We start from the raw sequence: 23904 nt of genomic DNA, 5'->3' as shown, positions 1-23904 counted from the left end.
GACTTGTGTTCAGGTGTATCCCTTTGTCCTGCCGCCGCAGACTACGGCCCTGGGCCGGAATCAGTAGCCGTCGCTGCCGTAATCGACCTCGAAGTCGAAGCCGGTGACCCGCTCGACACCGGTTTCCAGGCGCCCATCGGGCAGCAGGCGCAGCCAGCGATAACCCGGCGCGGTTTCGCCGACCTTGAAATCCTCGCTGCCCGGCTCGAACTGAATGCAGGTCGAGGGCGACGCCAGCAGGCGCAAAGGCCCCTGCTGACGGTCGATTTCCTGATGCACATGGCCCCAGAGCACCGCGCGCGCCTGCGGAAATCGCTCCAGCACGGCGAACAGCGCGTGCGGATTGCGCAGCCCGATGGGCTCCATCCAGGCACAACCGATGGAGACCGGATGATGGTGCAGGCACACCAGGTGATGGCGCTCGGGGGCTTCGCTCAAGGCGCTGGCGAGCAACTGCAGCTGCTCGTCCTGCAGATAGCCCGGTACCGAACCCGGTACGGCCGAGTCGAGCAGGGTTATCCGCCAGTTGCCGATGTCCACCACCGGCGCCAGCAACGAACTCTGGGTCGCCGCCTGCGCCATGACTTGCGGCTCGTCGTGGTTGCCGGGAATCCAGCGTGCCGGTGCCGGAATCTGCCGGGTCATGTCACGAAATAGCTGATAGGACTCCAGCGTACCGTCCTGGGACAGGTCGCCCGTGGCCAGCATCAGGTCGATTTTCGGCTGCTGCTCCAGCACCAGCTCGATCACCCGCTGCAGGCTGTCGCGGGTATTCATGCCCAGCAGCGTGCCGTCCGCTTCGGCGAACAGATGGCTGTCGGACAGCTGCACCAGCAACACGGGATCGTCGGTGGTCAGAGTGGATGCGCTCGGCAAGGCGGCCTCCCAGGGCGTGTCACGGGAAGTGAGGAATGGAGGCAATTATGCTGGGGGAAATTCAAAAGAGGAAACCGGCGAACCGGACGCAGTTCACATCTACCGCACGGCCTCGAACTCATGACCGCAAGCCAGGCAGTGGCTCAGCCATTCACCGAGAAACACATTGAGCTGGGCCTTCTCGTCCGGCTGGTGCATGAAGGCGTTCGGATACGGATAGATGCCACGAAAGCGCCGGGCGTGCTCGGCACTGATGACCTCGGCCATGCGCGCGTCGTGGTAGACCTGCACTTCCAGCTGCGGCACCGGCAGCCAGGGCAGGCTGTGTTCCTGGCGCACCTGCAGGGTGGTGGTGTAAGGACAGGCCAGCAGCACCTCCAGCGCCAGCACGCCGAGCATCTGGTCACCCTGGGTCACCGCGATCCGCCGCGCCACCGGCTGGTTGCGCATGTCGGGCAACAGGCGCATCAACCGGGCATAGTTGGCCTCGCAGGACGCTTGCAGCCCCACGAGATCGACCCGATAGCGATCGCGCACTTTGTTTACGACCATAACCCCCTCACTTCAACGCGGTTCAAAGCCAGCCATTGCAAGGCAATAATGCTCGCCGCGTTGGAAATCCGCCCATCCCTTACCGCCTGCAGTGCGTCTTCGAAAGCCCAGACCGACACGCGGATATCCTCCGCCTCTTCCACCAGCCCGTGCAGGCCACCGGCACCGCTGCTGTCGCAACGCCCCAGGTACAGGTGCACGAACTCGGTACTGCCCCCCGGCGACGGGAAATACTGGGTCATTGGCCACAGTGCGGAGAATGTCAGCCCAGCTTCCTCCTGCGCCTCGCGGTGAGCAACTTCTTCCGGCTGCTCGTCCTTGTCGATCAGACCAGCGACCAGTTCGATCAACCAGGGGTTCGCGGTTTTCCCCATGGCGCCGACGCGAAACTGCTCGATCAAGACCACTTCATCGCGTTGCGGATCGTACGGCAGGACGCAGACAGCATCGTGACGGACAAAGATTTCACGACTGATCTCGCGCCCCATGCCACCGGCAAACAGCTCGTGGCGCAGTTGCACCCGGTCGAGCTGATAAAAACCCTGGAAGCATTTCTCGCGCCGAAGGATATCGACAGTGGTCGGCGTGGTGTTGGCAAAGTCCGTCATAGCAATCCTCGTTTCCTGCGGCCAGATCCGAGGCTCCCCCTCGACATCGCGCCATCCTAACGCGCCGATGACCGATGATGCAGCCCCTTTGCCATCAGCGGGATAGACGGCAAGGGGGCAAACCTAATCTAATTGCCTCTATTGAGCTTAGTGGCGAACTGATTGCCCCGCAGGCAGTCGAAGCCGGTAACTTTTGCCTACCTCTGGTTTATCAAGGACGCACATGTCGCTTCTTAAAATCGCTTCCGTGGCTTGCCTGGCCCTGACCCTGGGCGCCTGCCAAAGCCTGTTCCAACCCAGCCATCAAAAGCCCCTGCAAAGCACCAGCGACAAGTCGGAACAGATCAAGCCCGGCTGCAGCAACCAGGATTGCCCGCTGGTGAACATCGACACCGTGCACTTCGCCGACGAGCCGCAGCTGGATGCGCTGATTGAAAAGCGCCTGCTGCAGATGACCCGCACCACCGCGGAGCAGGCCGTGCCAGCGACGCTGAGCGCCTATCGGGAGCAGTTCCTGCGCGAGGCCGACAGCCGCAACAGCATGTACCTGCAAGCCAAGGTACGCGAACAGCATGACGGCCTGGTGATCATCGAACTGGCCAGCTACCTGGACACCGGCGGCGCCCACGGCACGCCCGGCCGCGGCTTCATCAACTACTCCCGCGAGCTGCACAAGGAACTGACCCTGTCCGACATGCTGCGCCCGGGCCAGGAAGCCGCGTTCTGGAAGGCCGCCCAGGTGGCCCACAACAGCTGGCTGATCAGCACCAAGCTGGACCAGGAGCCGGAGTTCATCAAGACCTGGCCGTTCCAGAAAACCCCGAACGTGGCGCTGACCTACGGCGGCGTGATCCTCAAGTACAACGTGTCGGTGATCGCGCCTTACGCGCTGGGCCACATCGAACTGAAGATCCCTTACAACCGCCTGGACGGCATTCTCAAGCCCGAGCTGTTTCCTGGCCGTAGCTGAAGGCCCGTCCCAGCAGCCCTTGCAGCAGCCCTGCCAACACCAGTGACGGCAGGGTTGCGCCAACATCCGGATAGAAGTTGGCCAGCAGGTGATAAGTGCTGACCCCACCCAGCCAGGCCAGCAACGCCGGCCAGCGCAAACCCACGGACAGCACCTGGGCACTGCGCTTGCGCAGGATGAAGTGATCCAGCAGCACCACGCCGAACAGCGGCGCGAACACCGAGCCGATCAGCAACAGGAAGTTCTGATACTGGGCCAACGGCGCCAGGCAGGCGATCAGAGTGCAGAGCACGCCAATGGCCAGGGCCAGGTGCTCGACTTTCAGGCGCAGTAGAATGCCGCTGGAGACCGCAGCCGAGTGGATATCGGCAAAGGCGTTTTCCGACTCGTCCAGCAGGATCAGCAACAGCGGAATCCCCAGGCCCGCGCCGGCCAGGGCCAGCAACAGAGCATTGACTTCACCGCTCGGCGCAAAGGCCAGGATGTAGGCCACGCCCAGGCTCATCAGCCACAGGTTGCCGATAAAGAACCCCAGCGCCGTACCGCCAAACACATTGCGCGCACGCTTGCCGAACCTTGAGTAGTCGGCGATCAGCGGCAACCATGACAACGGCATGGCGATCGCGATATCGAACCCCACGCCGAGCGGCATGGAGCCGTCGCCGGCCTGGGCCCAGAGCGCAGCCAGATCGGCCTTGGCGAACAGGTTCCAGGTCAGCCACAGGCAGGCTGCCAACAGCAGCCAGATGCCCCACTTGCGCAGGACCTTGCGCACAAAGGTCAGCGGCCCGCTGACCGCGAGCAAGGTCGCCAGCGCGCCGAAAAACAGAGTCCAGAGCAAAGGACTGGCCAGCAGGCTGCCTTCGCTGAATGCACGGCCACCCAACAGGCTGGCGGCATCGCGCATGACAATGATCTCGAACGACCCCCAGCCCACCAGTTGCAGCAGGTTGAGCAAGGCCGGCAGGCTCGCGCCGCGAGTGCCGAGGCTGAGCTTGAGCGCCGCCATGGACGACAGGCCGGTATCGCTGCCGATCACCCCGACCGCCGCGAGCAGCAAGACGCCGACCGCCGTACCGAGAAAGATCGCCAGCAAGGCACCGGACAGGCCCAGGCCTGGCGCCAGCAGCGCGCCGGTCTGCAACACCATCAGGCCGATGCCGAGGGAAAACCACAGGGAAAACAGATCGCGCGCGCCGAATACACGCCTGTCGGCGGGGACCGCGAGATCGGGAGAATAGGTGCTGCTGGATGTGTTCAAGGGTGTATCTCGAAGGGACATCGTTGGGAAAATCCCCCCTGTAGGAGCAAGCGGGCGGCGATCCGACTTGCCCGCGATAGCGTCGTATCAATCTCGACGCTATCGCGGGCAAGCCTCGCTCCTACAGAGTGGGGAGTGATCGCCTCTTGCGAGGTGATCACCCGCGCAGGGTCAAACCTTCTTGTACAACTGGCTGCCTTCCTGCTTGAAGCGCTCGGCCTGCTCCGCCATGCCCTGGGCGACCTCCACGTCCACCGCCTCGATGCGCTGGTTGGCCGCGTACTCGCGGACCTCCTGAGTGATCTTCATCGAGCAGAACTTCGGCCCGCACATGGAGCAGAAGTGCGCGACCTTGGCCGAATCCTTGGGCAGGGTTTCGTCGTGGTAGGCGCGTGCGGTGTCCGGGTCGAGGCCGAGGTTGAACTGGTCTTCCCAGCGGAATTCGAAACGCGCCTTGGACAGGGCGTTGTCGCGGATCTGCGCGCCCGGGTGCCCCTTGGCAAGGTCGGCGGCATGGGCAGCGATCTTGTAGGTGATGATCCCGGTCTTCACGTCATCCTTGTTCGGCAGGCCCAGGTGCTCCTTCGGCGTCACGTAGCAGAGCATGGCGCAGCCGAACCAACCGATCATCGCCGCGCCGATGCCGGAAGTGATGTGGTCGTAGCCCGGCGCAATGTCGGTGGTCAGCGGGCCGAGGGTGTAGAACGGCGCCTCGTCGCAGCACTCCAGCTGCTTGTCCATGTTCTCCTTGATCAACTGCATCGGCACGTGGCCCGGGCCTTCGATCATGCACTGCACGTCATGCTTCCAGGCGATCTTGGTCAGCTCGCCAAGGGTCTCCAGTTCGCCGAACTGCGCTTCGTCGTTGGCGTCGGCAATCGAGCCCGGACGCAGGCCGTCGCCCAGCGAGAAGCTGACGTCGTAGGCCTTCATGATTTCGCAGATTTCGTCGAAGTGGGTGTAGAGGAAGTTTTCCTTGTGATGCGCCAGGCACCACTTGGCCATGATCGAACCGCCGCGGGAAACGATGCCGGTCACACGCTTGGCGGTCAGCGGCACATAACGCAGCAACACGCCGGCGTGGATGGTGAAGTAGTCGACGCCCTGCTCCGCCTGCTCGATCAGGGTGTCGCGGAACAGCTCCCAGGTCAGGTCTTCGGCCACGCCGTTGACCTTCTCCAGCGCCTGGTAGATCGGCACAGTACCGATCGGCACCGGCGAGTTGCGGATGATCCACTCGCGGGTTTCGTGGATGTGCTTGCCGGTGGACAGGTCCATGACGGTGTCCGAACCCCAGCGGATGCCCCAGGTCAGCTTCGCCACTTCTTCTTCGATGGACGAACCCAGGGCGCTGTTGCCGATGTTGCCGTTGATCTTCACCAGGAAGTTGCGGCCGATGATCATCGGTTCCAGTTCGACGTGGTTGATGTTGGCCGGAATGATCGCGCGACCGCGGGCGATTTCCTCACGGACGAACTCGGGGGTGATTTCTTTCGGGATGCTGGCGCCGAAGCTGTGGCCGGCGTGCTGCTGATCGAGCAGACCCGCGGCACGGGCCTCTTGCAACTTCATGTTTTCGCGGATGGCGACGTATTCCATCTCGGCGGTGATGATGCCCTTGCGCGCGTAGTGCATCTGGCTGACGTTGGCCCCGGCCTTGGCCCGGCGCGGGTTGTTGACGTGGGCGAAGCGCAGTTTGGTCAGCTCGGGATCGGCGAGGCGTTCCTGGCCGAAGTTGGAGCTCAGGCCGGGCAGGCGCTCGGTGTCGCCACGGTCGTCGATCCAGGCCGAACGCACATCGCCCAGGCCTTTGCGCACGTCGATCACCACGTTGGGGTCGGTGTAGGGGCCGGAGGTGTCATAGACGGTGACGGGCGCATTGATCTCGCCGCCGAAGTCGGTCGGGGTCACGTCGAGGCTGATTTCGCGCATCGGCACGCGGATGTCCGGGCGCGAACCCTGGACATAGATTTTTTGCGAGCGGGTAAAGGGCTGAACCGACTGCTCATCGACCTTGGCCGATTCGCTCAGGTGGGTAGCGTTTTTTAATTTTGTAGTCATCACGGGCTCTCCAGACAGCATCCAGGCAGTGGATTTTTGTCGGAGCGAACCTGTAACGAACGGACGCAGCCATAGCTGGAGCCAGGGGCGAAAACCAGCTGGTGCAGTGCTTGGTGCTCGAGGGGTGTTCGATTGTCGAACAACATCCCGGACGAAGCACAAGAGGACTCGCCGGGTGACGAGAAATCTTGTTCCCTACGCAGGCGCTAACCTGATCAGGTTCAACGGGATCCGGATTATCCGATCTCAGCCTCATAGCAAGGCACCCCGACAAGAACTCGGCCAGTCTAGACAAAGCCGACACAGAACGCCAACACCACGGCAAGCAGCGTGATGAATGGCGTAAATGCAGGATTGTTGCCCTGCGCAGGCGCATCTACACTCGGTGGGTTGCGTCGAACCTTGACGCTGCACAGGCCGAGACTTAGCCTTGGCGCCAGAATTATCCTCGTAATATCAACTCTAGGGATCGCCGAATGCTGCGCAAACTCTCACTGGCCATCGCCGTGTCTTGTGCGTCCAATGGAATGGCCTGGGCAGCAGAAGCGCCCTTGACCACTAAAACCGACCTGGTCAGCGTCTACCAGGAGGCCGTGGACAACAACGCCGACCTCGCCGCCGCCCGCGCCGACTACGACGCACGCAAAGAAGTGGTGCCACAGGCTCGCGCCGGTTTGCTGCCCAACCTCTCGGCCGGTGCCGACCTGAACAACACCCGGACCAAGTTCGACGAACCCTCGATGACCGCCACCCGCAGCGGCACCGTGTATCAGGCGACCCTGGCCCAGCCGATTTTCCGCGCCGACCGCTGGTTCCAGCTGCAAGCGGCCAAGGACGTCAACGAGCAAGCCGCGCTGGAGCTCTCGGCCACCGAACAGAACCTGATCCTGCAAAGCGCCGAGAGCTACTTCTCGGTGCTGCGCGCCCAGGACAACCTGGCCTCGACCAAGGCCGAAGAAGCTGCCTTCAAGCGTCAGCTCGACCAGTCCAACGAGCGCTTCGACGTGGGCCTGTCGGACAAGACCGACGTCCTGCAATCCCAGGCCAGCTACGACACCGCGCGGGCCAACCGGATCCTCGCCCAGCGCCAGGTGGATGATGCGTTCGAGGCCCTGATCACCCTGACCAACCGCCAGTACAACTCGATCCAGGGCATCGTTCACAGCCTGCCGGTGCTGGCACCGACTCCGAATGACGCCAAGGCCTGGGTCGATACCGCGGCCAAGCAGAACCTCAACCTGCTGGCCAGCAACTACGCGGTCAGCGCCGCCGAGGAAACCCTCAAGCAGCGCAAGGCCGGCCACGCCCCGACCCTCGACGCGGTGGCGCAATACAAGAAAGGCGACAACGACGCCCTCGGCTTCAGCAACCCGGCCCCACTGGGCCAGCGCTACGGCAGCGACGTCGAACAACGCACCATCGGCCTGCAATTGAGCATTCCGATCTACAGCGGCGGCCTGACCAGCTCCCAGGTCCGCGAGTCCTACTCGCGCCTGAGCCAGAGCGAGCAGCGCCGCGAGGCCCTGCGCCGCCAGGTGGTGGAAAACACCCGCAACCTGCACCGCGCGGTGAACACCGATGTCGAGCAGGTCCAGGCCCGGCGCCAGTCGATCATCTCCAACCAGAGCGCCGTGGAAGCCACGGAAATCGGTTATCAGGTCGGTACGCGCAATATCGTCGACGTGCTCGATGCCCAGCGCCAGCTGTACACCTCGGTGCGCAACTACAACAACAGCCGCTACGACTACATCCTCGACAACCTGCGCCTCAAGCAAGCCGCCGGCACCCTCAACCCGGGCGACCTGCAGGACCTGTCGCGCTACCTGAAAGCTGACTACAACCCGGACCGCGACTTCCTGCCGCCGGACCTGGCCAAGGCCGCGGCGGAACAGCTCAAGGCCCGTCCGGGCCAGTAACCTGTAGCCGCTGCCGTAGGCTGCGATCGACCGGAACGGTCGTAAAAAAGGCCACCGCCATTCAACTGAATCGCGGTGGCCTTTTTGCCTGTCCTTCGGACAGGATCGCAGCCTGCGGCAGCGGCTCGGATCAGTTTTTGAGCAAGCGACCCAGACCGTCGAGCAAGCGCTGCAGGGCGCCCTGATTGCTGCGCATCACCCGCAGCCCGGCATCGGCCATCTTCTGCGCATCCCGCGGCAACTCGAACAGGCGCTGCACCGCCACGGCCAGGCCATAGGCGTCGTCCACTTCCTGCAGGGCACCCGCCTCGCGCAGCATCGTCGCGATCTCCAGGAAGTTGAACAGGTGCGGCCCGCTCAGCACCGGCTTGGCCAGGGCCGCCGGCTCCAGCAGGTTGTGGCCGCCGTTGGGCACCAGGCTACCGCCGACAAAGGCGCTGTCCGCCAGGGCATAAAGAAACAGCAGCTCGCCCATGGTGTCGCCCAGCAGCACCGAGGTGCTGGCGGTGACCGGCTCGGCACTGGAGCGGCGAATGGTGGCGAAGCCCTGTTGCCGGCACAGTTCGAACACCGGATTGAACCGCTCCGGGTGACGCGGCACCAGGATCAGCAAGGCATTCGGGTAGCTGGCCAACAACTGGCGATGGGCATCCAGCACCACCGCGTCTTCGCCTTCATGGGTACTGGCGGCGATCCACACCGGGCGCTCGCTGGCTTGCCATTGCTGGCGCAGCTCGCCGGCGCGCTCCAGCAGTTGCGGGTCGATGCTCAGGTCGAACTTGATCGAGCCCGTCACCTCGACTGTTTCCGGCCGTGCGCCCAGCTGACGAAAACGCTCGGCCTCGGCTTCGGTCTGCACCGCGAACAGGCTCATTTCCGCGAGCATGGGCGCGGTCAGTTTGTTGAACCGGCCATAACCTCGGGCCGAGCGCTCCGACAACCGCCCGTTGGCCAGCGCCACGGGAATGCCGCGCTTGGCGCACTGGTGAATGTGATTGGGCCACAGCTCGGTTTCCATGATCACCGCCAGCTTCGGCCGGACCCGATCGAGGAAGCGCGCGGCGGCGCAAGGCAAGTCGTAGGGCAGGTAGCAGTGCTGGATGCGCGGCTCGTTGGCGAACAGCGCCTGGATACGTTCCGAGCCAGTGGGGGTCATGCAGGTGACTGTGATCGGCAGCTGTGGATAACGCGCCAGCAAGGCACGGATCATCGGCGCGGCAGCGATGCTTTCGCCCACCGACACCGCGTGCACCCAGATACCGCCTGGCTGCATCGCCGGCAGGCCCCAGGAAAAACGTTCGCCGACCCGCCTGGCATAGGCCGGCGCCTTGCGCGCCCGCAGCCACAGACGAATCGCCACCAATGGCAGCCCCAGGTAAAACAGCGCGGTGTAGAGAGTTCTATTCATGGCGGCGGAGTTTATCGGCTTTTTCAGCCAATCGCCCGCAAGTGCACGGCAAAACGCTCCGCCAGCCAATGCGCCGCCGGCCCCAGGGGCTCATCGCGGCGCCAGACCAGTTCCACCACCAGCGCCGGCGGGGTCCACTCGCTGACCAACTCGACCATCTGGTTTTGATAGGCCGGGTACTGCACCACATGCCGCGGCAGCCAGGCCCAGCCCAGGCCGCGCATCAGCAGCTCGGCCATCGCGTAGAAGCTGTCGGCGCGCCAGACTTGCGGGCTGAGCTGCTCACCACTGGGGTAAGTGCTCAACTGCGGGGAAATCAGCAACTGCCGATGACGTCCCAGTTGCTGACGGTCCACCTGTTTCTCCCCGGCCAGCGGATGCCCGACCGCACAGACCGTGACCATCTCGACGCTGCCCAGGGCCCGACGCTCAAGGGCCTCGGACATCTGTTCATGGTGAAACAGCAAACCGAGGTCGGCCCGACGCTCCAACAGCTTGCGCGCCACGTCACCCTGGGCGCTGCTGGCCAGCTGGACCTCGAGACTGGGGAAGCGCTCGGACAAGGCCTCAAGGCTATCGAGCACCGGCTGGAAAGGCATCGCCTCGTCCAGGGCCAGCCGTAAGCGCGCCTCCTCCCCCCGCATCAACGCCAGCGCCCGCCCGTTCAAGCGCTCGCATTGGCGCAGCACTTCCCGCGCCTCCGCGAGCAAGGCACGGCCCGCCTCGGTGAGTTTCGGCTGGCGACCGCTGCTGCGCTCGAACAAGAGCACGCCGAGATCGGCCTCGAGCAACGCAATCGCGCTGCTGACCGCCGACTGCGCCTTGTGCTGGTCACGGGCCACCGCGGAAAACGAACGTTGCTCGGCGACGCTGACGAACAGCCGCATCTGCTCCAGATTCCACTGCACATTCATGGGTCAACCCATCTTCAAAACAGATAGGTAATGACTTTACCCCATCTGCACAATCTCTAGAATGCCGACCTCATCAAGCAAGCCCAAACACGAGGACTCTCCCATGAACGCTTACACCTACCTGGCCATCGCCATCTGCGCCGAAGTGATCGCCACTGTTTCGATGAAAGCGGTCAAAGGCCTGAGCACTCCACTGCCGCTGCTGCTGATCATCGTCGGTTACGGCGTGGCCTTCTGGATGCTGACCCTGGTGGTGCGCACCGTGCCGGTGGGCGTGGCTTACGCGGTCTGGGCCGGCATGGGCATTGTCATGGTCAGCGTGGCCGCGCTGTTCCTCTACGGGCAGAAGCTGGATATCCCGGCGATGCTCGGCATGGCCATGATCGTCCTCGGCGTGGTGGTGATCCAGCTGTTTTCGAAGACTGCCGGGCACTGACCCATGGCCGCTGCTGGCCCTGCAAGAGCGCGAGCGCTTCGCGCTCGATCGCAGCCTTCGGCAGCGGCTACATAAGCGCGCCCCCTGCCAGTTTGATCGTCAGCAAAGCCTGTACGGCTCGAGCCTGTATACTGCGCCCCTAGTCTTGAACACTGAGGTCGCTGCATGCCATCCGTTATTTCCACCGACGTGCTGATTGTCGGCGCCGGAGTCGCCGGCCTCTGGCTGAACGCCCGCCTGCGTCGCCAGGGCTTTTCCACCGTGCTGGTGGAGAGCGCCAGCCTCGGCGGCGGACAAAGCGTCAAGTCTCAGGGAATCATTCACGGCGGCGCCAAATACGCTCTGCACGGCGCCCTGACCGGCGCCTCGGAAGCCATTGCCGATATGCCGCGCCGCTGGCGCGAGGCCCTGGCCGGCAACGGCGAGCTGGACCTGTCCGGCGTGCGCCTGCTGTCCGAGGCCCATTATCTGTGGTCCCCCGGAACCCTGGCCGGCAACCTCACCAGCTTTTTCGCCAGCAAGGCCGTGCGCGGCCGCGTCGATCAGGTCAAGGGCGACCAGTTGCCTCCGGCCCTGCAGGACCGGCGCTTCAAGGGCAAGGTCTATCGCCTGGCCGAGCTGGTGGTGGACGTGCCGAGCCTGATCGGGCGCCTGGCCGAACTGGGCGGCGACAGCCTGCTGGCCGGGCAGAAGATCGAACCGCTGCTGGAGAACGGGCAATTGCTGGGCCTGCGAGTCGACGAGCGAGAAATCCGCGCGCAACGCATCGTCCTCAGCGCCGGGGCCGGCAATGCCGACCTGCTGAGCAGCCTCGGCCTGAGCCAGCCGGCCATGCAACGCCGGCCGCTGCACATGGTGCTCGTCAAGGGCCCGAGCCTGAAACCGCTGTACGCCCACTGCCTGGGCGGCGGACCGAAACCGCGCATTACCGTGACCACCCACCCGGCGGCCGACGGCCAATGGGTCTGGTACCTCGGCGGCGACATCGCCGAAGCCGAGGGCGTGGCTCGCGAGCCGGCGGCGCAGATTGCCGCCGCCCAGAAAGAACTTGGCAACCTGTTGCCATGGGTCGACCTCAGCCAGGCGCAATGGGCCACCCTGCGGGTGGATCGGGCCGAGCCCGCGCAATCGGGCCTGACCCGTCCGGACAACGCCTTCCTCGCCGAGCAGGATCGCCTGCTGGTCGGCTGGCCGACCAAGCTGGCCCTGGCCCCGGACTTCGCCGACCGGGTGTTCGCCGCCCTCGAGCGCGACGGCATCAAGCCAGGCCCCGCAGCCCCGCTGCCGGTACTGCCGAAACCCGCCATCGCCCAACCGGCGTGGGAGCAACTGCTGCCATGAGCCAAGCGACCCTGCACGACCTGCATCGTCCCTTCGGCAGCACTGGGCTGCTGGTCTCCCCACTGGGCCTGGGCACTGTGAAGCTCGGGCGCGACCAAGGGGTGAAGTACCCCAACGGCTTTCAGATTCCGGATGACGCCGAAGCCCGCATGCTGCTCAAACTGACCCGCGACCTGGGCATCAACCTGATCGACACCGCGCCGGCCTATGGTCGCAGCGAGGAACGCCTGGGCCCGTTGCTGCGCGGACAGCGCCAGGACTGGGTGATTGTCAGCAAGGTCGGCGAAGAGTTCGAAAACGGCCTGTCGCGGCACGACTTCAGCGCCGCCCATACCCGCCTGTCGGTGGAACGCAGCCTGCAGCGCCTGGAAACCGACTTCATCGACCTGGTGCTGGTGCATTCCGACGGCAACGATCTGCACATCCTCGAGCAGTGCGAGGTGTACCAGACGCTGGCCGAGCTCAAGCAGGAAGGCAAGATCCGTGGTTTCGGTTTGTCGGGGAAAACCGTCGAGGGCGGCCTCAAGGCCCTGGAACAAGGCGACTGCGCCATGGTCACCTACAATCTGAACGAACAGAACGAAAGAGCCGTCATCGATTACGCCGCGGCCCATGGCAAGGGCATTCTGGTGAAAAAAGCCCTGGCCAGTGGCCATGTATGCCTGAGCCCTGGGGTCGACCCGGTGCGCGCCAGCTTCGAACTGCTGTTCGACCAGCCGGGCGTCGCCAGTGCTATTGTCGGGACCATCAATCCGTTGCACCTGGCCCATAATGTCGCCACTGTCGCGCAGGTGTTGCGCAAAAACTGATGCCGCCCACGCGGCCGACCCCGACGCAAGAAGGAGCCGACATGCCGCGTACGCTCATAAGAAAGAACCCCAGCAACTTCAAGACGCTGCCCCTGTTCGTCGAAGCGACGCCCGAAGGCCTCAGCTATCAGAGCGTCGGCATGCCGCTGAACTTTGCGCAGACCCTGCAGCGGCGGCGCCCGGTCACGGTGGCCAACGCCGAACGCTTCGCCCTGGAACTGGCCAACCTCGGCGTCTCGGTACGCCTGACCCTGCATTGGCAGAACCGCGACTATTGGGTGCTGGTCCGCCAGCGCCGGCAGGATCGCGGCGATGTGGTGCTCAAGCTGATTTCCGGCTACGTCCCGGCCCACGAGTTGAACCTGCCGCTGCTGACCGCCATCCAGGAAATCGCCGAGGAATGCCTGCTGGAAACCCCGGAAGGCTGGCTGGGTGGACGCTTCAACGACACCTGGCTGCCGGCGCCCTACTCGGCGGCCCTGCATTATCGCGAAGCCCTGCCCTTTCGCCTGACGCCGCTGTCGGGCGCGGCACGCCCAGTGCGCTGCGCCAACCTGCATCTGCTGGAACGGCCGCGGGCTTATGTGCATCTGCCCACCGCGTCGCTACAACTGATCTATGACCTGCGCCTGGACGTGCCGAAAGAAGCCAAGTCCCTGAGCCTGTTCCATGTCGACGAACGCCTGGAAGGCGACCAACTGGTGGCGCGCCTGGACCGCAAGCGCCCGGACCTGTACCTGATGCCGCTCAAGGACGGGCAGCCGTGCGCCGAGCTCTATACGTTGAAGAAGGATCAGTTGCACCCGGCGAGTACCCGCGGCCTGTATCTGGCCGAAAGCTTCGCCCAGCAGCAAGGCTGGCTGGTGCGTGACGAACGGATTCGCTGGAAGGACTGGCTGAAGCAGCAGGGTTTGAGCGCACCGGAGAAGGACTCCAAACTCCAGCGTCTTACCGGCAAGGCGCGGCAGATATTGCGCAAGATCGTCCCGGCCAAGACCAGCCGGCAACGTTGATCGCCAATCCGCCGCCCCCTGCTTTCGCAGGAGTCAGCGGATTGGTAGCAAGCCTTATTCGGTCTTGCGGATCTTCTCGACTATGGCCGTGGTGGAACTGTTCTCCACCAGCCCCAGCACCTTCACCGTGCCGCCATAAGCCTTGACGATATCGGCGCCGACCACCTGGTCGACCGAGTAATCCCCACCTTTGACCAGCACGTCCGGCTTGACCTGGGCCAGCAGGTTTTCCGGCGTGCCTTCTGGAAAGCTGATGACCCAGTCCACCGCGCCCAGGCCGGCCAGTACCGCCATGCGCCGGTCGACGCTGTTGATCGGACGACCAGGCCCTTTCAGGCGGCTGACCGAGGCATCGTCGTTGATCGCCACGATCAGGCGATCGCCTTGGGCCCGCGCCTGCTCGAGGTAGGTCACATGGCCGGCGTGGAGGATGTCGAAACAGCCGTTGGTGAAGACGATCTTCTCTTTGTGCGCACGCGCGTCGTCGATCGCCAGCAGCAGCTGGTCGAGGCTCAGCACGCCACGCTCGGAACCTTCCTCGCGCTGGATCGCGCGACGCAGCTCCGGCGCGCTGATGGCCGCGGTACCCAGCTTGCCGACCACGATGCCGGCAGCCAGGTTGGCCAGGGCCACCGCGTGCGGCAGCTCTTCGCCCGCCGCGATCGCCGCCGCCAGGGTGGAAATCACCGTATCGCCGGCACCGGTGACGTCGAACACTTCACGAGCGCGGGCCGGCAAATGCAGCGCCGGGTGATCGGGACGCAGCAGGGTCATGCCGTGCTCACCACGGGTCACCAGCAAGGCGCCCAGCTCCAGGTCGTGCATCAGCTTCGCGCCTTTGCTGACCAGGTCATGCTCGTCGACGCAACCGCCGACTATGGTCTCGAACTCGCTGAGGTTCGGGGTGATCAGGCTGGCGCCGCGGTAAATCGAAAAGTCCTTGCCTTTCGGGTCCGCCAGCACCGGGATGCCACGGGCACGCGCGGCCTGGATCAGTGCCTGATGGTTCTTCAGGGCACCCTTGCCGTAGTCGGACAACACCAGCACCTTGATGCCGTCCAGCAACTGGTCGACTTCAGCGCCCAACTTTAGGGCGTCGGTGGCGAAGGGTTCTTCGAAATCGATACGCAGCAGTTGCTGGTGCCGACTCATGACCCGCAGCTTGACGATGGTCGGCTGATGGGCAATGCGTTGGAACAAGGCGCGTACGCCCGCCCCCTCAAGACTGTTGGAGAGACTGTCGGCAGCCTCGTCGTCGCCGGTGACGCCGACCAGCGAGGCCGGTGCGCCGAGCGCGGCAATGTTCAAGGCAACGTTCGCGGCACCGCCCGGGCGGTCCTCGATTTGCTCGACCTTGACCACAGGTACCGGCGCCTCAGGGGAAATCCGTGAGGTACCACCATGCCAGTAACGGTCGAGCATGACATCGCCGACCACCAAGACAGGGGCTTGATCGAATCGCGGCATGGACAACTTCATGGAGCAACCCACATACAAAATGAACAGGGGCGCGATATTAACACAGGGTGAACGCTGCCTAGTTCTACCGCTGCACGAGTATTCGCGATCGCCCAAAACTGTTCATTTATTGAGCAAAAGCGCCATGAGCCAGTCTGTCGCGCAGGCCAGCCCGACCGTTTCGGTGTCGATCTCGCAGTCGGGATAAAGCGGCGCTTCGTAGGGGCTGTCGAGCCCGGTGAAGTTCTGGATACGCCCTTCGCTCGCCGCCTGATACAGGCCTTTGGGGTCGCGTTGGGCACAGACAGCGAAGGATGTACTCACGTACACCTCGAGAAATTCGTCCGCCGCGAACAAGGCCCGGGCGGCGGCGCGCTCTGCGCGAAACGGTGAAATCGCCGAAACGATCACGATCAATCCCGCCTCCACCATCAACCTCGCCACCTCGGCCAGGCGCCGGATGTTTTCCTTGCGCGCCTCGGCGCCCATGCCCAGGTCACGACACAGGCCGCTGCGTACGTTATCGCCATCGAGGACGAAGGTATGCAGGCCCTGTCCGTTCAGGCGCAATTCCAGCAGATTGGCCAGGGTCGATTTGCCGGCGCCGGACAAACCGGTCAGCCAGATACAACAGGGACGCTGCCGCTTGAGCGCCGCCCGCTCGGCAGCGGTCAGGGACAGGCTGCAGGGGCGGATGTCCGGTCGCGGGCCCGGCGATGAAAAGGGTTCATTCATAGCCGAGCATCTCGTAGTCGCGCTGGTATGCCCGGCGCACCAGCCGCCGGGTGCGTACCGAGCAGAAGTCCCGGGCAGGCGCCTGGTGCCGTTGCCGCGATTCGTTGAGGTGCGGCAGGGACCTGCTCACGCCCAGATGCTCGCTGAGCAACTGATAGTCACGCTGCAGGTGCTCCTGATAGCCGATGAAATCCATGTTCAAGCGCCCCATGGAATCCACCAGGAAATCGGTCTGCGGGGCGAAGTGCAGTTGCTTGTGGATATTTTCCGGATGCAGCCAGCGCCCGACAAAGTCGTCGAAATCGCGATAGTGGCTGACCAGCCGCTGGGCAGCCTGGTCGCGGCGGCTGAGTTCGTTGCCGCGCAGGAAGGCATAGGCCGAATAGGCCCGCTCCAGGGGATCGCGGACCACGGCGAACTTGAAACTGCTGGCGAACTGCTGGGGAAACTGTTGCTCGTACCAGTACAGGGGCAGGTGGCCCGGCGTCCAGCCGTCGAACAATGCCGAACACAGGCTGCTCCCGGCGCACTTGGGCACATGGATGAACACACAACCGTGTTGACGGAACGGCGCCGGAAAACGGACATTGGCGGACATGGCCTTGTTCACCACCTGCCGGTCCACCACAGACAGGCGCCCAAGCAAAAACGCCCGTTGCGACTTGGGCAATAACTTCCACAGATAACGTTGCAGCATTCCAGTACCCGCGCGACGGGGTTGGCCCCCTCGATCCAGTCGACGATTGAGGCTGGAACCATAACAAGCAGGAGGCGCTGAATTATTTAGGCTTGGTCAAGACTGTAAGGGGCGGGATACAAAGACCGCCGGCGCATTGCACGCCGGGGGCAGTTCCAGGGTGGGCAGCGCCCACCCTGGAGCAGGGGTCAGGCAATGCCTTCGGAAGCAGGCTCGTCCAGGCCCATGGCATGCAGGCGCGAGTAGTAGCCATTCTGCGCCAGCAGGTCGACATGGGTGCCGCGCTCGACTATCCGTCCCTGGTCCATGACCAGAATCAGGTCGGCCTTCTCGATGGTCGACAGGCGGTGCGCGATCACCAGGGTGGTACGGCCCTTCATCACCTTGTCCAGGGCCGCCTGGATATGCCGCTCGGATTCGGTATCCAGGGCCGAGGTGGCCTCGTCGAGAATCAGCAGCGGCGCATTCTTCAACAGGGCCCGGGCAATCGCCAGACGCTGGCGCTGGCCGCCGGAGAGCAGCACGCCGTTCTCGCCGACCTGGGTGTCCAGGCCTTCGGGCAACTGCGAAATGAAGTCCATGGCATAGGCATCCGCCGCCGCCTTCTCGATATCTTCCCGCGGCGCCCCGGCCAGGTCGCCATAGGCGATGTTGGCGGCCACGCTGTCGTTGAACAGGGTCACATGCTGGGTCACCTGGGCCACATGCCGGCGCAGGTTGCGCAGGCGGTAATCCTCGATCTCCACATCATCGAGGAGAATCTGCCCCGTTTCGTGGTGATAGAAGCGTGGAATCAGGCTGGCCAGGGTCGACTTGCCGCTGCCGGAGCGACCGACCAAGGCGATCATCTGCCCGGGAGCCGCGGAGAAGCTGATGTCCTTCAGCACTTCACGGTCGGTACCCGGATAGGTGAAGCTCAGGTTGCGCACGTCGAGGCGACCCTCGATGCGCTCACGCTCGACCTGGCCCCGATCGACTTCAGGCTCGACATCCAGCTGTTCGAAGATGCTTTCCGCGCCCGCCACGCCTTTCTGGATGGTCGAACTGACTTCCGAAAGCTGGCGAATCGGCTTGGGCAGCAGGCCCGCCGCGGTGATATAGGCCACCAGGTCACCCGCGGTGGCATCGCCACGCAGGAACAACACCAGGAACATCAGCACCGCCATGGCGGAGTAGATCACCAACTGCAGCATCGGCGTGTAGACCGCACCGGTCTTGGTCATGCGCAGCTGCTTGTCGGTGTTGCTCTGGCTGGCGTCGACGAAACGCTGCTGCTCGTAGCTTTCGCCACCGAAGCTGCGCACCACGCGATAGCCTTGAATGGTCTCGGAGGCCACGTGGGTCACATCGCCCATCGCCACCTGGATCTTCTTGCTCTGCTTGCGGAATTTCTTGCTGGTACTGCCGACCATGACCGCAATCAACGGCAGGATCGCCAGCATCACCAGGGTCAGCTTCCAGTTCATCCACAACAGGTAGACGAACAGGAACACCACCGTCAGGCCTTCGCGAATCACCACCTTGATGGCGTCGGTGGCGGCACCGGTAACCATGGTGACGTTGAAGGTGATGCGGGAAATCAGATGCCCGGAGTTATGGGTATCGAAATAACGGTTCGGCAGGACCAGCAGCTTATTGAACAGCTGGACCCGCAGGTCATGCACCAACCCCAGGGAAACCTTCGCCAGGTAATAGTTGCCGAGGAAGGAGCCGAGCCCCTGCCAGGCCGCGATCAGGATGATCAGCAGCGGCACCGCCATCAATAGCTGCAAGTCGCGCAGATAGGGAACGTTGGGGAAGAGCACCGCTTCGGGATTGCTCAAACCGTCGACGAAATATTTGAGAATGCCCGCCAGCATCGGCTGGGTGGAAGCAAATATCACGAAGCCCACGATACTCAGCAGGAAAATGCCTATGTAGGGTTTTACATACCCCAACAGCCGGAAATAGATTTTCAGGCTGGAATCCTGTTCCGCTTTGGGCGGTGCGTCACTCATCGTCGAGCTCACTGTTTAGGAGGAACGCGGGATTTTATCACAGCCTGTGTGACCGCCCCGCGCCCAGACCAAAACAGTAGCCAAACCGATCGGCAGCCAACTGATGAACCATTCGGCGCGAGGGGTTCCGGTCAGGCTGGCGGCATCGAACTGCATGGCCAGGAAGGAGAACAGCCAGATCCCGATGACGCCCCGACCATAAAGCGTTTCACGGGCGCGCCAGGCTTCGCGCAGGACGGCAAACCAGGCCACGATCCAGAGCAGCAGCCCGGGGATACCCAATTCGATGGCTATGTGGGTGAATAGGTTGTGGGCGTGATCGAACGAAAACCCTTCAGCCGATACGTTATAGCTCGAGCCCAGACCAAGACCTGTCCATGGGTGCTCGGCGATCATCTGCAGGCTGGTCATCAGGATCTGCGGGCGAAAGGAAACGCCACGCGCCAGGACCAAGGGCTCGAGAAACCAGAACGCCAACATCGCCAGCAGCAATGCCGCTGCCGCGAAAATTCGACTGGCCCGGTCGCGACACCAGATCGGCATCGCCAGCACGGTCAGGAACAGGGCCAGGGCAGCACCGCGACTCTGGCACAACACGACAAACCCACCGAGCAAGGCCAACGCCACCAACCAAACCGCTTGAAGGACGCGAGTACGTGGCACCCAGTGCAGCAGCCAGATAGCGGCCAGACCGATGACATACCCCCCCAGGATCGGATGAGCCAGCTCACCCAGCCCCTCAAGACGCGCCCACCAGACGTTCTCCTTGATCCAGTAGAACTGGATGATGGCCATCAGTGCCGTCACCGCCAGCCCCAGCCCGCCCCACTGCATGACGCGGATCACCCGCTCAGGCCGGGCATTGGCAAAAACCGGGAAAAACAGCAGGAACACCGCGATGTACAGCAGGCGCTTGGCCTCGCGCGACGGGTCCGCTGCCTGTGTCCATAGCAGGCTGACCAGCCCCCATATCGCCAACCCCAGCAACGCCAGGCCAAGCCAGCGCTGGGCATGCCACCACTCAATCAGGCGCTCACGCGCGGACCAGGCCAGAATCATCGCCGGCAGCCACAAAAAGACCACCAGCCCCTGTTGGTAGAGCTTGTTGGTGGGCGCTAGTGCAATGGCCAGCAAAAACCATAGCAACCCGATTGTCATCCATACTTGCGCCCAACGTGTGGCCTGCATCTATACACTCCTAAATGGTTCACCAGCCAACCCGGCATGGTTAAAACAACAACTTTTCGGCATCATTGCCCGCCACTGTGCCCGCCACTTCGACAAGGCTTCCTACGATGCAATGCTCCCGGCTTCCCCAAGCCACTTTGAATCAGATGATTGAAGGCGCCAGAATTCTGGAGGCCGACAGTTACGGCCCGAAAGTCTACCTGTTGCAGGATGGGAATATTCTGAAACTGTTCCGGCGCAAGCGTCTTTTCTCATCCGCCCTGTTTCGGCCCTATTCGAGGCGCTTCATCGACAACGCCGCACGCCTGGAACAACTCGGCGTTCCCACGCTGCAGGTTCTGGACTTCTACCGCCTGGAACAACCCGGCATGACCGCGGTGCTCTACCGACCGCTGCCAGGTGAAACCCTGCGCCAGGTCGCCAGCAAGGAAGGCTTCGACTGGCAACAGACCTTGCCGGCGTTGGTCGAGCTGATTCGTAGCCTGCATAACTCAGGGATCTACTTTCGCTCGCTGCACCTGGGCAACATCGTCATTACCCCGGATAACCGCTTCGGCCTGATCGATGTGGCCGACATGCGTTTTTTCCGCGGGCCATTACCGCGCCATCTGGTCAAACGCAACCTGCAACACTTCGCCCGTTATATTGCCCGGGAGAAGCTGAACGGAAGCTTTCCGATACAAGCGCTGGAGCAGGCCCTACTTTCGGCATGACAGCAGGCTGGTGGCGGCCTGGCTGAAGCGCTGCCAGGCCAAGTCGGGAGCCAGCACAGCGTACTGATCCGCCGCAATGCTCTGGGCGGGCAGGCCGAGGGCCTGAAGAATGGCCTCCTGCCAGGCGTCGATGTCATTCACCGGCGCATAACGCCCGGTTTCCGCCAATTGCTCACGGAACACTGGCAAATCGCTGGTTAGCACCGGCACACCTGACATCACGGCTTCCTGCAGGATCAGCCCCAGGCCCTCGTCCAGCGACGGGATGGCCACCCAGTCGAATGCCTTGTAAAGCATCGCCGCATGCTTCAGATGTCCCGGCAACGAAACCTTGTCCTGCAGGCCCAGCTGGTTGATGCGAGCCTCGAGCGCTGTGCGATTCGAGCCCTCGCCGATAATCACCAGACGCATCTCCGGCCGACTCGCCAAGGCCTTGGCGAAAGCCTCCAGCAGGCAAGCAAAACCTTTATCGTCCACCAGACGCCCAACCGCGCCGAATACCGGAGCATCATCTGCAGGCAAGCCGAGGGTCGCTCGTGCCTCGGCACGCGGTAGCAGTCTGGCGTTGAACTCCTGCGGATCGAATGCGCTGCGCAAGGCCGTCACCGGCATCTGCAAATCGTATTCGAGGGATGAAGCCAGGGTCTGCGAAACGGCCGCGAGAGTCAGTTGCGAGGCGGGGAACTGCCGGAACAGCTGCTGATCCTTGCGGTGCAAGCGCGTGGAGCCATGGATCACCACCACCGCACGCATGTGCGGCAATGACTTGAGGACCGGTAGCAAGGTACGCGCCACCCCCAGGCCATCGAGCAACAGCACCTGGGCATCACTCTCTTGCAGCGCCTTGCGAAAGCGAGCCCGCAGCCAGGGCTTGAGCAAACGCCAGAAATGCTTGCCCTTCAGACGCGCCGACGACAGGTTCCACTCCCGGCACTCCCCCACCTCGGCAACACACCCGGTGGACTGGCCTTGCAGCAGCCAGGTCTTGACCACAGTGCCTGGCTCGGACTGAGAGAGGATCTGCTGGTGAACCTTGTGAACGGAGGCAAACGCACTGCCGCCTGCCCACATGACGTTGAGAATGCTCATTGGGCACATAGCCCTTTCGCGCTATCCGGGAAAGTGAAACCGGTAGAACTAATTGATAAACCAGCCAATACCGACTCCAACCAACAGGACTAAAACAAGCTTGATTTGCTCACGACGACTGCGCCGAGCCTTACGCTGCCGCTCGGCGGCAGTCTCCACATGCAGACCGAAGCCGGTATGCAACACCGCGTCACCTTCCAGGCTGACAGCCGTCAGGTTCAACTCAGCATAGCGCTTGGATAGCGCCTTCTCGCCGCCGTGCCCGGCAAAAGGCGCGCACAGTCGATATTCCGCCATCCGGCGCAGCCCCGGGTTCAGGGAAAAGCTCTGCCACTCGGGTTTGTCGGAGTTCAGCGGATAGCAAGGCACACCACCGATCAACTCGCGGGCCCCCAAGTGGATGTAAGGACTATGGATTCGCAGATCATGGGCATAACTGCGCAACCAGACCTGCAGGATGTCCGGGCGCTGCTCGAGAATCGCTTTCGAATCCTCGACAAAACCCGGGCGGTAGAACTCCCAATCGTCTTCGCAATGGAAGATATAGGGGGTCTTGACCTGCTCGTAGGCCAGGTCGATCGACGCCAACTGTCCGAGCTTCGGCCGGTTGACGAAGAAGGTACAGTGATCCTTCCAATGGGCGGGCACAGCCGTGCGCACCCGCTCGTCGCCCGCATCTTCGGTGATGAAGACTTCGCGGATCGGCGCGCTGTTGAAGCGGTCGAAACTCTCCAGCGTGAGCCTGAGCAGGTCCAGACGACCGCAACTGGTGACCACCAGCGTGATGTCACTCTCTTGACTAAACTGCACTTGATTCTCACCTACGACAAAGTGCGATCACTATTAAGGGCTCAGTGATCGCTGTCAAACACCCAGTTTCGAGCGTACGCGCTCGATGAAGCTCAAGGGTGCACGAGGCCGCAATGCGGGCTGAAGTTCCTCGACGATACGCTGACCGATACGGGCGAAGCTGAATTGGGAGACCGCCAGATCGCGCCCGTTTCGCGCGATGCTCTGCGCCAGGGCCGGATCGGCGCGCAACATGGCGAGCTTTTCCTGCAATTGCGGGATGTTCTGATAAAAGACCACGTTGTGCAGATCCTGCAAGCCCAGCGCGCGGTTTTCCGCCTCGCCCTGGTCGAAGGCCAGCAACACACAGCCACAGGCCATGGCCTCGAAGTTCTTGATCATGTATTCGCCCATGCCGACATCGGCGCTGACGAAAAAGCGGATGCGGTTGAGCGTGTCGCAATACTCTTCGCCCGACTTGGTCCGCGTTACCACCAAGGGTTCGACCTGGCCGAGCTCGTCGAGCAGCGCCTTGCGCCCGCTGTAGGCCACGCTGTTGGTGCTGCCGACGAAGGCCAGCTCGATGTCCCGCTCACGCCCCTGATCCTGCAGCAGGGTCTGGTCGTAGCCCTTGGGCACGAATACCGCGTCGAAACCCTCCTGGCGCAAGCGCTCGCTGACCATGAACCCCGAGCTGATCACCCGTGCCCACGGCAGGCGCCGGTAATGGGCACTGAACTTGCCGGTGTACTTGCAGGGGATGTAGTTCTGGTAGGCGTCGTGCTCGAGGATCACCAGGTTGGGAATGCTGCGGATAAAGCTCGCCTGGCGGATCTCCTGCTTGAAACGCAGGAAGAACACGATACGGTCGTAGCGCGATACATCCACCTCACGGCGGAAGTAGCCACGCAGGTTGCGCTGCTCGTCGCTGCTCAACCACCGCAGGTCGAATTCGCAATGAGCGGCAACGCCTTCGTACAGGCGGTCCAGGATGGCCCGCTGTTCTTTCTGCACCAGAAATAGAACCTTCATCATCTTCCTTGCAGCCGTGAGCAACCGGACAAAAGAGCGAA

The 23904-nt window shown here is 63.1% G+C and carries 22 protein-coding genes and 1 riboswitch; of the genes, 7 read left to right on the top strand and 15 right to left on the bottom strand.

Going from position 1 to position 23904, the window contains the following annotated elements; translation table 11 throughout:
- Positions 1–60: 60 nt before the first annotated feature.
- The 3 genes from cpdA to ACTJKT_RS14435 form a co-directional block, all read right to left on the bottom strand.
- The gene (gene cpdA, locus ACTJKT_RS14445; protein ID WP_440787565.1) at positions 61–876 is read right to left on the bottom strand and encodes a 3',5'-cyclic-AMP phosphodiesterase; all 816 of its coding nucleotides are present in this window, start codon (positions 874–876) and stop codon (positions 61–63) included.
- A gap of 99 nt (positions 877–975) precedes the next feature.
- On the bottom strand, positions 976–1428 hold the full coding sequence (locus tag ACTJKT_RS14440; protein ID WP_007921426.1) for a DUF1249 domain-containing protein: 453 nt from the start codon (positions 1426–1428) through the stop codon (positions 976–978).
- Positions 1419–2036, bottom strand: coding sequence for an NUDIX domain-containing protein (locus ACTJKT_RS14435; RefSeq protein ID WP_097305828.1), 618 nt, complete (start codon positions 2034–2036; stop codon positions 1419–1421). Before ACTJKT_RS14435 ends, ACTJKT_RS14440 begins: the two co-directional genes overlap by 10 nt.
- A 223-nt stretch (positions 2037–2259) precedes the next feature.
- On the opposite strand from ACTJKT_RS14435, the gene ACTJKT_RS14430 reads away from it, so the two are divergent.
- Positions 2260–3006, top strand: a complete 747-nt coding sequence (locus ACTJKT_RS14430; RefSeq protein ID WP_440787564.1) for an RsiV family protein — start codon at positions 2260–2262, stop codon at positions 3004–3006.
- On the opposite strand, the gene cytX is transcribed toward ACTJKT_RS14430, so the two are convergent.
- A complete protein-coding gene (gene cytX / locus ACTJKT_RS14425) occupies positions 2975–4288 on the bottom strand; it encodes a putative hydroxymethylpyrimidine transporter CytX (protein WP_440787563.1) in 1314 nt (437 codons plus the stop codon). The two genes, ACTJKT_RS14430 and cytX, sit on opposite strands and share 32 nt — an antisense overlap.
- A 150-nt stretch (positions 4289–4438) precedes the next feature.
- A complete protein-coding gene (thiC, locus tag ACTJKT_RS14420; protein ID WP_440787562.1) occupies positions 4439–6328 on the bottom strand; it encodes a phosphomethylpyrimidine synthase ThiC in 1890 nt (629 codons plus the stop codon).
- A 175-nt stretch (positions 6329–6503) separates the two neighbouring features.
- Positions 6504–6608, bottom strand: a riboswitch (TPP riboswitch).
- Positions 6609–6804: 196 nt separating this feature from the next.
- On the opposite strand from thiC, the gene ACTJKT_RS14415 reads away from it, so the two are divergent.
- Entirely contained in the window at positions 6805–8244 is a 1440-nt protein-coding gene (locus ACTJKT_RS14415; RefSeq protein ID WP_440787561.1) for a TolC family outer membrane protein, read from the top strand.
- A 130-nt stretch (positions 8245–8374) separates the two neighbouring features.
- Here the strand turns inward: ACTJKT_RS14415 and waaA are convergent, their stop codons facing one another.
- Entirely contained in the window at positions 8375–9652 is a 1278-nt protein-coding gene (waaA, locus tag ACTJKT_RS14410) for a lipid IV(A) 3-deoxy-D-manno-octulosonic acid transferase (RefSeq protein ID WP_440787560.1), read from the bottom strand.
- 23 nt (positions 9653–9675) lie between these two features.
- Complete coding sequence (locus ACTJKT_RS14405; RefSeq protein WP_440787633.1) at positions 9676–10560, bottom strand: LysR family transcriptional regulator; 885 nt, start codon at positions 10558–10560, stop codon at positions 9676–9678.
- Between the two features lie 109 nt (positions 10561–10669).
- Here ACTJKT_RS14405 and ACTJKT_RS14400 point away from each other — a divergent pair, with 109 nt between their 5' ends.
- The 4 genes from ACTJKT_RS14400 to ACTJKT_RS14385 all read left to right on the top strand — a co-directional run bounded on the left by ACTJKT_RS14400 (position 10670) and on the right by ACTJKT_RS14385 (position 14165).
- On the top strand, positions 10670–11002 hold the full coding sequence (locus tag ACTJKT_RS14400; RefSeq protein ID WP_440787559.1) for a DMT family transporter: 333 nt from the start codon (positions 10670–10672) through the stop codon (positions 11000–11002).
- A 165-nt stretch (positions 11003–11167) separates the two neighbouring features.
- On the top strand, positions 11168–12343 hold the full coding sequence (locus ACTJKT_RS14395; RefSeq protein WP_440787558.1) for an NAD(P)/FAD-dependent oxidoreductase: 1176 nt from the start codon (positions 11168–11170) through the stop codon (positions 12341–12343).
- On the top strand, positions 12340–13152 hold the full coding sequence (locus tag ACTJKT_RS14390) for an aldo/keto reductase (RefSeq protein ID WP_053259403.1): 813 nt from the start codon (positions 12340–12342) through the stop codon (positions 13150–13152). Before ACTJKT_RS14395 ends, ACTJKT_RS14390 begins: the two co-directional genes overlap by 4 nt.
- Positions 13153–13193: 41 nt before the next feature.
- Positions 13194–14165, top strand: coding sequence for a metal ABC transporter ATPase (locus ACTJKT_RS14385; protein WP_440787557.1), 972 nt, complete (start codon positions 13194–13196; stop codon positions 14163–14165).
- Positions 14166–14219: 54 nt separating this feature from the next.
- Here ACTJKT_RS14385 and hldE read toward each other — a convergent pair whose 3' ends face one another.
- The 5 genes from hldE to ACTJKT_RS14360 all read right to left on the bottom strand — a co-directional run bounded on the left by hldE (position 14220) and on the right by ACTJKT_RS14360 (position 20240).
- The gene (hldE, locus tag ACTJKT_RS14380; protein WP_106696362.1) at positions 14220–15644 is read right to left on the bottom strand and encodes a bifunctional D-glycero-beta-D-manno-heptose-7-phosphate kinase/D-glycero-beta-D-manno-heptose 1-phosphate adenylyltransferase HldE; all 1425 of its coding nucleotides are present in this window, start codon (positions 15642–15644) and stop codon (positions 14220–14222) included.
- A 102-nt stretch (positions 15645–15746) separates the two neighbouring features.
- Positions 15747–16358: an adenylyl-sulfate kinase gene (cysC, locus tag ACTJKT_RS14375; RefSeq protein ID WP_440787556.1), complete on the bottom strand. Its 612-nt coding sequence runs from the start codon at positions 16356–16358 to the stop codon at positions 15747–15749.
- Positions 16351–17055, bottom strand: coding sequence for a sulfotransferase family 2 domain-containing protein (locus tag ACTJKT_RS14370; RefSeq protein ID WP_025808112.1), 705 nt, complete (start codon positions 17053–17055; stop codon positions 16351–16353). The genes cysC and ACTJKT_RS14370 overlap by 8 nt, the downstream gene beginning before the upstream one ends.
- A gap of 188 nt (positions 17056–17243) precedes the next feature.
- The gene (msbA, locus tag ACTJKT_RS14365; RefSeq protein WP_025808113.1) at positions 17244–19052 is read right to left on the bottom strand and encodes a lipid A export permease/ATP-binding protein MsbA; all 1809 of its coding nucleotides are present in this window, start codon (positions 19050–19052) and stop codon (positions 17244–17246) included.
- A gap of 15 nt (positions 19053–19067) precedes the next feature.
- A complete protein-coding gene (locus ACTJKT_RS14360) occupies positions 19068–20240 on the bottom strand; it encodes an O-antigen ligase family protein (protein WP_440787555.1) in 1173 nt (390 codons plus the stop codon).
- A gap of 107 nt (positions 20241–20347) precedes the next feature.
- On the opposite strand from ACTJKT_RS14360, the gene ACTJKT_RS14355 reads away from it, so the two are divergent.
- Positions 20348–20953 carry a hypothetical protein gene (locus tag ACTJKT_RS14355; protein ID WP_009046658.1) on the top strand — a complete coding sequence of 202 codons (606 nt, stop codon included), beginning with the start codon at positions 20348–20350 and terminating at the stop codon, positions 20951–20953.
- Here the strand turns inward: ACTJKT_RS14355 and ACTJKT_RS14350 are convergent.
- Genes ACTJKT_RS14350 through ACTJKT_RS14340 form a run of 3 tightly spaced genes read right to left on the bottom strand, consistent with a single transcriptional unit; the run spans position 20939 to position 23863 of the window.
- Entirely contained in the window at positions 20939–22042 is a 1104-nt protein-coding gene (locus ACTJKT_RS14350; RefSeq protein WP_440787554.1) for a glycosyltransferase, read from the bottom strand. The two genes, ACTJKT_RS14355 and ACTJKT_RS14350, sit on opposite strands and share 15 nt — an antisense overlap.
- A 48-nt stretch (positions 22043–22090) precedes the next feature.
- The gene (locus ACTJKT_RS14345; protein ID WP_440787553.1) at positions 22091–22852 is read right to left on the bottom strand and encodes a glycosyltransferase family 2 protein; all 762 of its coding nucleotides are present in this window, start codon (positions 22850–22852) and stop codon (positions 22091–22093) included.
- Between the two features lie 54 nt (positions 22853–22906).
- The gene (locus ACTJKT_RS14340) at positions 22907–23863 is read right to left on the bottom strand and encodes a glycosyltransferase family protein (protein WP_440787552.1); all 957 of its coding nucleotides are present in this window, start codon (positions 23861–23863) and stop codon (positions 22907–22909) included.
- Between the last annotated feature and the right edge of the window lie 41 nt (positions 23864–23904).

This window comes from Pseudomonas sp. 22526 (assembly GCF_052044735.1).
Lineage (GTDB): Bacteria > Pseudomonadota > Gammaproteobacteria > Pseudomonadales > Pseudomonadaceae > Aquipseudomonas > Aquipseudomonas piscium.
The sequence above is the reverse complement of the archived record's forward strand: the minus strand, read 5'-3'. Positions and strand labels throughout refer to the sequence as shown.